General features: G+C 29.0%; 9 protein-coding genes. 3 read left to right on the top strand and 6 right to left on the bottom strand.

Annotated elements, in window-relative coordinates:
- The first annotated feature begins 387 nt into the window (after positions 1–387).
- Entirely contained in the window at positions 388–1,800 is a 1,413-nt protein-coding gene (locus NSA58_RS09705; protein WP_257560419.1) for a PQQ-dependent sugar dehydrogenase, read from the top strand.
- A gap of 130 nt (positions 1,801–1,930) precedes the next feature.
- Entirely contained in the window at positions 1,931–2,434 is a 504-nt protein-coding gene (locus NSA58_RS09700; RefSeq protein ID WP_257560420.1) for a hypothetical protein, read from the top strand.
- A gap of 273 nt (positions 2,435–2,707) precedes the next feature.
- Here the strand turns inward: NSA58_RS09700 and NSA58_RS09695 are convergent, their stop codons facing one another.
- The 6 genes from NSA58_RS09695 to NSA58_RS09670 form a co-directional block, all read right to left on the bottom strand.
- The gene (locus NSA58_RS09695; RefSeq protein WP_039680061.1) at positions 2,708–3,271 is read right to left on the bottom strand and encodes an SF0329 family protein; all 564 of its coding nucleotides are present in this window, start codon (positions 3,269–3,271) and stop codon (positions 2,708–2,710) included.
- Positions 3,272–3,308: 37 nt separating this feature from the next.
- Positions 3,309–3,872: a DUF3885 domain-containing protein gene (locus NSA58_RS09690; RefSeq protein ID WP_257560418.1), complete on the bottom strand. Its 564-nt coding sequence runs from the start codon at positions 3,870–3,872 to the stop codon at positions 3,309–3,311.
- Between the two features lie 16 nt (positions 3,873–3,888).
- Complete coding sequence (locus NSA58_RS09685) at positions 3,889–4,143, bottom strand: hypothetical protein (protein WP_074079113.1); 255 nt, start codon at positions 4,141–4,143, stop codon at positions 3,889–3,891.
- A gap of 134 nt (positions 4,144–4,277) precedes the next feature.
- Positions 4,278–5,042 carry a 4Fe-4S binding protein gene (locus tag NSA58_RS09680; RefSeq protein WP_074429238.1) on the bottom strand — a complete coding sequence of 255 codons (765 nt, stop codon included), beginning with the start codon at positions 5,040–5,042 and terminating at the stop codon, positions 4,278–4,280.
- 265 nt (positions 5,043–5,307) lie between these two features.
- Entirely contained in the window at positions 5,308–7,095 is a 1,788-nt protein-coding gene (locus NSA58_RS09675; RefSeq protein ID WP_257560417.1) for an aminopeptidase P family N-terminal domain-containing protein, read from the bottom strand.
- 684 nt (positions 7,096–7,779) lie between these two features.
- Positions 7,780–8,220: a helix-turn-helix domain-containing protein gene (locus tag NSA58_RS09670; RefSeq protein ID WP_074429239.1), complete on the bottom strand. Its 441-nt coding sequence runs from the start codon at positions 8,218–8,220 to the stop codon at positions 7,780–7,782.
- 247 nt (positions 8,221–8,467) lie between these two features.
- On the opposite strand from NSA58_RS09670, the gene NSA58_RS09665 reads away from it, so the two are divergent.
- The gene (locus NSA58_RS09665) at positions 8,468–10,870 is read left to right on the top strand and encodes a leucine-rich repeat protein (protein WP_074429240.1); all 2,403 of its coding nucleotides are present in this window, start codon (positions 8,468–8,470) and stop codon (positions 10,868–10,870) included.
- Positions 10,871–11,094 lie beyond the last annotated feature (224 nt).

The raw sequence follows: 11,094 nt of genomic DNA, 5'->3' as shown, positions 1-11,094 counted from the left end.
TACTAAATTCTTTTTATTTATTTACCAGTTTATTATCAAAATGTGATATTTTTCTATAATAACAGTATCATCAATAATAGTATTATCCTAAAAATAGCAAAAGCCTATGAAGTATCCAGTTATTTACATAAATTCTTAAGCCATGAAGTAACTTGAATTGCTACTTCTATTATATTAGATTCTAAAATACTGCTCTCCAGGGATTTCTAGGCACAATTCTGTATTAATGCAATAGTTCTAATCATATTATTGTAATATAGATAAACATCTTCATAATTCAATCAAACATTTTAAATCACACTGCTTAAAAATCAACATTGCTCTAAAAATATGTTAAAAATTGAACTTGATTATCTATAGCAAATAATAAGAAGGAGTATGTATTAAATGAAGAAAATTAAAGTTAGTTTACAGCCTATTGTTAAGAATATAGATTTACCCACTGTTTTGAAAACAACTATCATGCCAGGTGATTCAAGTGAGAGTTTATTTATTGCAACTCAGGTAGGAAGAATATTTTATATATCAAAGGGAGCTATAAATACTTTTTTAGATATTCGCCCTCGAATAATAGAACTAGGTACTTCTAGTGGTGGATATGATGAACGAGGTCTGCTAGGTCTAGCCTTTCATCCAGCATTTTATTATAATGGTCTATTTTATCTTCATTATTCAGTAGCAGGAACACAAGGTCCGGGTGCTCTTTCAAAACCTTTTAAACCTAACCCATGTGACATAGAAACTTTAAATCTAAAATGGACTAATAGAGATACTAAATATGATCATATTGATACAGTTGAAGAATGGGTTTTACAACCTAATGGCCAACCTAAAAAAATAAGAACATTGCTTAATCTAAGAAGACCATTTCTCAATCATAATGGTGTTAATAGCTTAAACTTTTCACCTGAAAATGGAAAACTTGTTTTAACAACAGGAGATGGTGGATCAGGCTATGATCCATTTAACTTAAGTCAGGATAATATGGAAATCTGTGGTAAAATAATTGAAATTGATGTAAACAAGAATTCATTAATCAATGATCCGCCTGTAGTCACACGTTTTGATGAGCTTCCTATATCTATTCAAGAAACCCTTACTGTAATGGCCAAAGGAGTTCGCAATATCCCTGGAATTTCATTTCAAAAGTTTTATAACCAATATATAAAGTATGTGGGGAATGTTGGACAGGATTTAGTAGAGTCAATTTTTTCATTTGTTAATTATAGACCAATGCCAGTTACTAATCTTGTTCAATCTCATTTAAAATCCCAACCTGAACAAGAAAAATTTATTAACTTTGGTTGGCGTGGATGGGAAGGTACTTTACCTACTTCACTTATAGGAGATTGCTCTGAAAGTCCAACTTTGAACGAGATAACAATTACTTATTACAATGAAGCAGTAAAAACTTCATCACAGCGTATTTCACCTCTAGCCTGTTATTTTCATAAGGATTCACGACCAGATAAATTTGATGGTTCTGCTCTTACAGGGGTTCAGCCATATATGGGAAACAATATACCAGATTTAACAGGAAGCGTTGTGTTTACTGATTTTGCCCAAAATGAAGAGTCCAAACCTCCAGTGAAAGGTGTTTTAGCTTATACAAAATCAACAAAAGATTCTAAACTAAATGATTTTAGTGTTATTGAAACTGATTATGATTTTGGCTCTGAGTCAGCTTATTATGTTTGTTTGGGGGCAAATATGAATCAAACCAGACTTTATTTAGGGGTTTATGCCTCTGCCAATGTGGCTGATTTTGGCAAAGGTACTATTTTTGAGATTGTTCCTTAGATTATAAAAAAATTCCCTTCGTTTGAGCCACAGCGTGGGCGCTATGCAATTTTAAGCCAGTATGTAGACGCTCCACTTTCTATCAAATATGACAACTATATTATACAAGGAGGCATTAAAGTTGAATAAAATGAATATAAGCAGGTTTATTTGTGTTGGAGGCATATTAACAACATTAGCTGTTATATTTCAATCAGCACCTATATTTTTACCAACTATTGGATTGTTCTTAAGTCCATTAAGCACTATACCTATTGCAATAGCTGCTTTTTCTAGTATACCTCTTGGTCTTGCTGTATTTTTTTCTTCAGTACTAATTCTTACTATGATTAGTATCCAAGAATCAATAATTCTGCTTTTCACTACAGGTTTACTAGGCATTGTTATAGGAACATTACTTTTTAGGAAGGGAATAGTAATTTCTATACTATCTTCAAGTGTAGCACTATCTCTTGGGATAATATTTTTAACTTATATAGTAGGTATTGTGTCCTTTGTAGATTTAGCTAGCTCTTTTTCAACTACTTTAACTTTTTTAATATTTTTCTTATTTTCACTTATTTACTCAAGCATCTGTAATATTTTTATTAAAAAATTTATAAATTATCTTACAAAAATAAAAATAATTAGCTAACTATTATAAACTATTTATATGGAATAAAAAATTCGCTTCGCTTGAGCGACGTGTTGTTGAAACACTTTAAGCCACTGCGTTGGCACTCTACTTCATATGGCCAACAGCTGCTCAAGCAACAAGGTTGGAAATTAAAAAATCGGGATAGATATCCCGATTTTTACCTGCTAAGTCTTTATGCAAATTCCCATTTATCCATTTTATATATTAATTTTTTATCTATCAACAACCAATTAAATCATATTGATTACCCTTTGTATTTTGTCATTAAATTTATACATATTTACTATAATAATTAATATTTTCAGAATCTAGACGCAGTTTGTAGAAAAATTGTAGCCATTGGGGTTGTAGATCAATTTCCTCTGCTAATTTTTTAAGTGTTCTTTTTCCTATACGTCTATCCATTACAGCAAACATCCTAACAATTGGATTTTCTGATACAATGCTTTTTGCAATAGGTAATTCTTTATATTCTATAATTGCATCTGTGATATTGTAAATATCAAAATCTCCATTATTTATTGATATATTTACGACTTCATCTTCAATATCACGATTTTCTTCATCATACAAATATCCCTTATCAGTCCATTGTCTCTCTGGAATACCACGTTCTTCTTTAGTCAAATCTTCTAATTCATAGTATCCCTTCACACCATATGCATATGGATTGGCCTTAGCATACTCATTTTTATCAACCCTAACACAAAATCTTCCATAATTATCTGGCGCTCCATGATAATGTGTCAAAAAATATTGGACACGTCCCCTCAAACTTTCACATAAAAATTCTTCCTCTAACTCTTTTCTTAATCTACTCCACGATTTTCCCATGTAGTCCCCCCTTACATTTTATAACTGATAGTTTCTATTAAAATAATATATTTTTATTTGATTTAATTTTTTCTATAAACATACAATCATTGGAGAATACATGTATCCCCCTGTCATCATAAAGAAAAAACACATTATCTGTTTCTTTATCTATTATGTATACTGCACAATCAAGCTCAGTATCATCTCCTATATCAGAAATAATAATCTTCCTAAAAAGTTTATGAATATATATTTTATTTGTTTCCCAAATATATCTTGTTCCATAATATATTTCCTCATCATCAATCCATTCAAAAGGAAAAGTAGCTCCTTCAAAAGAATCCAAACACATTTCAACAAACTCATTTTCTCTTTTTTTAGAACTGTTATATTTGTCTTCATATATTACAGTTAATTTATCAGAAAAATTACAACTATTCCATACTTTACAAGCATAATTAACACAGGAATCAACATACTCTTCCCTACATTGTAACTCTTCATTCTCTATATCTTCAACCTCATGATATGGACTTTCATATGGCAATATATCAAATGAAACACACTTTTTCAATTCAAAGCAATGTTGAACTGTCAACTTATTAAAATACAAGTTCATTAACTGATCTCCTTATTTACTTACTTAATGTTTCTTTAACTTTTTTTGAAATAATAAAAACAAGATAAGCAAACACACATAAAAAACTAATTGACCCAATAACAAATATGGAATCACCATATGCAATTAAATCCCTCAAATTAATAATTCCTATCACAAAAGCTAACCCCACATCTGATACATAAGCATGGTAAGGTCCAAAATCAATTAATATTTGTGCATTTCTATCAACATAGGAAAAATTAATTAGAACAGCTAGTATAAATATCATACAAACTATATAATATCCCTTTGGTAATTTATTTTGTAGCATTATATAACATTGGTGAATTAAACATACTTAGCAAATTGGATTTTATGGTGTTAACTTTTATATTTTACTCTTATAATAAATTAGTTTAATATTTATAAAAACAGTTCATTCATTTTCCTTTCAGAACATGCCTTTTCTAATTTTTTTGAAATTGCCAATAATGACTCTTCATTTACACTTCGAGCTTTATTTGGACAAATAGCTACACAACGCATGCATGAGATACATTTTTCTTTATCTACCAACATTGGATTATCTTTTGAAATAGCATCAACTGGACATTTTGTAGCGCATAGACCACATTTCTCGCATTCTTGTCTCACCTGTGGAACTAAAGGAATAACCTTATATTCTTTATATGGATTATTCCCTGGTACATACAAATCTTTAGTAACTTCTCCATGTTTCAAGACTTCTTTAATCTCACTAGAAAATCTTATTAATTCTTCTTTGTCTTGTAAATCTGGTCTTCCAGTTGCGAATTGATGCATAATGGAATGTTCTGTAACTGAAGCAATTGCTGCAATGCAGAAAAATCCTAATGTTGTTAATGTATCTTTCAATTCTAACAATACATCTTCATATGCTCTATTTCCGTATGTTGCTACTAAAATAATTTTTGAACCATTTCCATTTAGCTTCTTAATATTAGACATTGCTGCCATGGGTACACGCCCACCAAAAGATGGAACTGCTATAATACAAAGGTCTTTTTCACTAAATGTAAATTTTGAAAAATCTTCCATACTATTAGACAAATCTATTTCTGTTGTTTCAAAATCAAATTGTCCACTTATTAAATCTGCTACTTTTTTAGTTCCACCTGTTGGACTAAAATAAATTTTAAATAATTTCATATATGTTATATCTCCCCTCTAAATTTGAAATTTCAACTCCTGTTTGCCATGTTACCAAACTGAAATTTATTTTCTCATTATTTATAAATAATCTCCGCTACAAATTCCCATTTATCCCTTAATTATATCAGAAAAGCCACTGATTTTATATTAATGGCTATACTATTGATATAAAAGTATTGTTTTTAAGGTTAGGTGTTATTTAATTTGCTCAATTTAAAAATACACTTTCCAGTGATAACTCACTGAAAAGTGTATTTATTTATTAAATCGCTCTTGTATATTTTCTTAACCACTCAGTTTCTTCTTCATTTAAGAATGGTGAAACTTTATCAAATACTTCTTGGTGGTAATTATTCAATAGTTTCTTATCTTCAGCTGTCATTATATCTGGATTAATTGCGTCTAAATCCATTGGAATAAATGTTATTGCTTCAAAGTACATAAATTGTCCGTATGCATTTTTAGTACCTTTTTTGCAAAGTAACTCATTTTCTAAACGTATACCATGAGAACCTTCAATATAAATACCAGGTTCATTTGTTATAATCATACCTTCATGAAGTGGTTCTATTTCTCCACTACGATATTGCCAACGGAACCCTGTTGGACCCTCGTGAATATTTAAAAGATATCCCACACCGTGACCTGTACCATGGTTGAAGTTCAGATCTCTATCCCAGAATGGTTTTCTTGCAAGCATATCAAGTGTCATACCTGTGCATCCTTCTAAGAATTTAGCACTTCCAAGTTGCATATTACTGATTGCAACTAGTGTAAAGTTGTCTTTCATTTCTTGTGAAATTTCCCCAAGAGCAAAAGTTCTTGTTATATCAGTAGATCCTTCATAGAAACCTGCACCTGTATCTGATAAATACAAGCTTCCTTCTTTTAATTCAACATCTGTCTCTGGAGTTGATACATAATGAACTATTGCACCATGCTCTCCAAAAGAAGATATTGGTTCAAAACTTGGACGTATAAAGTTACCCATTTCACCACGAAGTTCGTCTAATTTTTCAGATGCACTAATTTCAGTAATTGTAGTTTTACCTACATTTTCTTTTAACCATTTCATAAATCTAACATGTGCAACACTATCTTTGATTTGTGCTTTTTTGATATTTTCAATCTCTACTGGATTTTTGATAGCTTTAAATAAAATCTCTGGATTTCTTTGTTCTACTTTTAATACATTTGATGGAATATTGTTATAAAGTGCATAGTTTACTTTTGATGGATCAAGAAGTACAACTTCATTTTCTCCAATTTTTCTTGCATCTTCATATATATCATTGTATGGATGAAGTACAACAGAGTCTTTAGCAAGATTTGACTTCATCTCATCATCTAATTTACTCTCATCAATGTATAACTCTACAGTATTTTTAGTAATTATTGCATATGCAAGAACTAGTGGGAAGAACTCAATGTCATTTCCTCTTATATTTAATGTCCAACATATATCATCTAAAGTTGTAAGAACATGAATAGATGCCCCTGCTTTATCCATTTCTTCTCTAATTCTTTTTAATTTATCTGATGTTGATTCACCTGTATATTTAATGTCCAATGCAAATGCTGGTTCTTTTGAAAGCTCTGGTCTATCATTCCAAATTTCACTTATAAGGTCTTCATTATAATTAACTTTTGCATGATTTGCTTTTGCTATTTTTTCATATTCTTGACCTTCACCTACTGATACTACACGCCCATCAAAACCTAATGTTTCTCCAGATTTTAATGTTTCTTTTAAATACTCCTCTATAGTTAAAACTCCTGGTTCACCCATTTTCATTAACTCAACTGTAGTACCTTCAAGTTGTTTAGCAGCTTGTATAAAATATCTTCCATCTACCCAAAGGCGACCTTCAGTCTTTGTTATAATTGCAGTACCAGCAGATCCTGAAAATCCAGTGATGAATTTTCTAGATTTAAAATACTCTCCAACATATTCACTTTGGTGGAAATCAGCAGTAGGTACTATGTAAGCATCAATGTTTTTTTCTTGCATAACTTTACGTAAGTTTTCAATTCTTTCTACTATATTCATCTCATATTCCCTCTTCTTTTTTGTATTTTTGTCTTCTACTAAACCATATAGTTTTTTCTTAAATGTAACTTTCAATTTGTATATCTTTGTGCATTAAAAGAATCAACTAATACCATATAGATTTATGGCAATTAAATTGTAGCACCAATTATTTATAAGTCAACCATAATATGACAAAATAATACCAGGTAAATATATTTGATATAAATAAAGTAGGGATATTGTATTAATAGATGTTTGTGGAGCAATGATAAAATCTTTAATTATTAGTCTAAGCTAAACTAGTTTTATATCTCATGCCAAAACTTTGTTAGGCTTGTACACTTTTAACAAAAAACTACTAAGTTATAAACTTAGTAGTTCCTTATCCTCGTTTTGAGGGTTTGAATGGTGGAGATGAATCGTACCGAACCCCTCTTTACCATTATCTTATCTCTTACTATAAGATAATATAATAGGTTCCAAATTTCAACAATTCTAAACCGTCAACTTACGTATAGTCCCTCTTTGTTTATCTCTCCAGTTTCCTTTATTCTTTAAAATAATTATCTTAGCTATTATACCAATATAATTAGATTTATTATCCACCATTATAGAAAAAGTAGAAGCATATCAATAGCTACTACTCTTCTAGTTCGTAATATGTTAAAATTGTGAATTAAAGTCTCACAAATAACTTTTAGTTTACTTAGTTTTTTCTATTTTATATTTTTGGTAAAGGATATCTTTTAAAACTAATACTGTATCTTGGTCATTAAAATTAAATTCATTTTTGAACTCATCATATAAATTTGATATTTTCTCACAATAAGCATTTACTTCTTGGATACCTTGATACGAAGCTAAAATTGAATATTTTTTACTCCAGGCACTAGTCCAATCAATTTCATCAACTATCATTTCTATACTCGTAATATCACCACTTGGATTACTCTTACTTATAAGATAATCATAACTTACATTATATAGTTGGCTTAATAGTTTTATTTTTTTTAACTCAGGAACTGTTTGGTTCGCTTCCCACTTACTTACAGTTTGTCTAGATACATCTAATTTATTGGCAACTTCTTCTTGAGATAAACCAGCTTTTTTGCGTAAATTCAATATTTTATCTCCTAATAGCATAATAATCACAACCTTTTCATTTATTCCAAGTTAACTTGTAGGTATAGTATACTTTAAAGATAAGTTATTTTCTACCAAGTAAAATTGAAATTTTGTCAACTAAATTTAACATTCAAAAAATTTATGTAAATACAAATGATTTTTACTTATCATAAGATTCTTAAAAAAAACATAAATAAATAATGTCATTCAAAGCTATATAATGTAAAATAAAATTATACAGATTTGAAATTAATGGGAGGTATTTATGTTAAATTATTTTAAAAAAATAAGCGTCTTATTCTTAGTAGCTTGTTTAATTTTAATTTCTGGTGGAAATGAAACTTTTGCACAAATTGTTGATTTAACATCATCAACTACATCTTCTAGTGATGATTTTATTATTGAAGATAATGTGCTAATTATGTATACGGGGGATGCTGAAAATGTGACAGTTCCAAATGGTGTAACAACTATTGGAGAAAATGCTTTAAGTAGCAAAAAAATGATAAGTGTAACCTTGCCAGATAGTCTAATAACCATTGAAGATGGTGCTTTTGAAAATTGTCACAATTTAAGAACTATTAATTATCCAAAAAATTTGACTTCCATAGGTGATTATGCTTTTTATGACTGCTATGCTCTTTCCACTGCAGATTTTCCAAGTACATTAGAAAGCATTGGGAAAGATGCTTTTAGAAGCAATGTGAATATAAAAAAATTAATATTACCAGACAGTGTGACTACTCTAGGTGAAGGTGCTTTTTCAAATACTTCTATTACAGAGATTACCCTATCTAAAAACTTAACAAGCTTAAGTTGGGGTGTTTTTGATAATGCAAATATAAGTAGCATAGAACTACCTGAAGGTTTAACTAAAATCGATGAATTTGCTTTTTCAAGTTGCGAGTTTTTAGAAAATATAAATCTAGAAAATGTAACTGAAATAGGAGAATCAGCTTTTCAAGGTTGTATAAGATTAGAAAGTGCAAAACTTAGTAAAAACTTAAAATCCATAGGAAATAGTGCCTTTAAAAATTGTAAAGTACTTAATAATATAGATCTTTACGACTCATTGGAATACCTTGGTGAAGCAGCTTTTGAAAACTGCTATAAACTAGATAGTATTTATATTCCTTCTAAAATAACACAAATAAAAGATAATACTTTCATAGCAACAGCTTTAGAAAAAGTTGAAAACAGTGAAAATATTAATAAAATTGGAGATTATGCCTTTGCATTAATACCAGAGCTAAAAAAGTTTACTTTTTCTAAAAACTTAACTTCTATTGGGGAAAATGCTTTTGAATCCTGTGGTCTAGAAGGTAATCTTAATTTACCTAATAAATTAAAAACTATAGGTTATAGTGCTTTTATTAGATGTGAAAATATTACATCTGTTGTAATTCCACCTAGTGTTGAAAAGGTCGGTTCTAGAGCCTTTATGGATTGTGAAAAACTTACAGATATGAGTATAAAAGCTAAATTAGAGTATATACCTACTGAAATGTTTCTTTCATGTTACGCTCTTAAAAATGTTTCTATTCCAGATTCTGTGAAATATATTTATCGTGATGCATTTTATTATTGCATAAGTTTAACTAATATTGATTTTCCTAAAAATTTATTAGAAATTGGACCAAATGCTTTTGGTGCTTGTTTTAATTTAACAAATATACAAATTCCTGAAAGTGTCACTAAAATTTATAAGCATGCTTTTTCAAGTTGCAATAAGCTTGGTGATGTATATTTGCCAAGTAATATTGAATATATTGGTGAAGATGCCTTTCCAAAAGCAAGATATGCAAAACTTTATGTTCATAAAGATAGCCTAACAGAAAAAACTTTATCTGATGCTAACTTTACATATAACTATCATACTATTAATATAAAAAATTTGAATTTTTCTAAAGTAGAAAATCAAACTTACACAGGTAAATATATTAAGCCAAGTGTATTAGTTTCTTCTACTCAAGGAAACTTAGTTAAAAATGTTGATTACACTGTTGAGTATTTAAACAATAAAAATGTGGGAACAGCCACAATAAGAATAAAAGGTATGGGAGCATATTCAGGATCTTATGATATTAATTTTAAAATAAATCCAAAGTCTACTACATCTTTTACTGTAAATTCAACAACTCCATCAACAATAAAATTAAATTGGAATAAAGTTTCAAGTGCTGATGGATATGCTATATATAGATACAATACTACAAGCAAAACATATGTGAGAATTGCAACTGTGGAAGGTAATAGCGTTTTAAATTATACGGATAGAAATCGTAAGTATGCTACAAAATATTCTTATAGAATTAAACCTATAAAAAGAGCAAATGGTACTACATATTATGGTAATTATACAAAAACAGTAGCAGTTACAAATCCGTTAAAACCTAGTATCAAATTAAAATCTTCACTGAAAAAAAAGGTTACTATTTCTTGGAATAAAATAAACAATGCATCAGGTTATAAAATATATAGATCGACTTCTAAAAAAGGTACTTATTCTTTAGTAAAAACCATAACTAGTGGAAGTACTACTTCATATACAAACAGTAATCTTTCATCTTCAAAAACTTATTATTATAAAATTAAAGCTTATCGAAGAGTTGATGATAAAAATTATTATAGCTTATATAGTGATGTGAAATATATTAAAGTTAAATAGAAACTCTAGTATAGCATTAAAAAGTGTAGATATAATTTCTGTCAAATAAATCTTTCAAGTGTCCAAGGGTGTAACATTTTTGATACACCCTTGGACACTTGTTCCATATTTAGTTATTTTTACTAATTTTTCAAGCAAAATAGCGCTACAGTATAAATCAACTTATAATTATTTATTAATATAATAATTGCAATTCCAACAACTATGAATAATAAAATAAGATC

This window comes from Terrisporobacter muris, from assembly GCF_024621905.1.
Taxonomy (GTDB): domain Bacteria; phylum Bacillota; class Clostridia; order Peptostreptococcales; family Peptostreptococcaceae; genus Terrisporobacter; species Terrisporobacter muris.
Note: the sequence above shows the minus strand (reverse complement) of the source record. Positions and strands in the feature narration are given on the sequence as shown.